Consider the following 276-nt stretch of genomic DNA (forward strand, 5'->3'; position numbering starts at 1 on the left):
TAGAGAACAATGTTGAAAATACCAGAGACGGAAGTAATAGTTGGTATAATCATACTGTTTTCAGACCCTTTGCCTATCATTTCTGTTGTGCTATAACGAAAGAAGATTTATATGATTTAGGAGGCTTTGATCCGGCTTATGCAGAAGGTGTTGCATATGATGACAATGAGTTTTTGCACAGAATAAAACTAAAGAAAATGCAGATTGAAATCATAGACAGTGAGCTTGTTTTGCATCAAAATCATTACCGCAGAAAATCCGCTTATAATAATGCTT

At 34.4% G+C, this 276-nt stretch carries 1 protein-coding gene; it reads left to right on the forward strand.

The features are described from left to right. Window positions 1–276, forward strand: a 276-nt coding sequence (locus SB752_RS32385) for a glycosyltransferase family 2 protein (protein WP_410719495.1), incomplete at both ends; no start/stop codon positions are given.

It is taken from the genome of Brevibacillus sp. SIMBA_040 (assembly GCF_046535075.1).
Lineage (GTDB): Bacteria > Bacillota > Bacilli > Brevibacillales > Brevibacillaceae > Brevibacillus.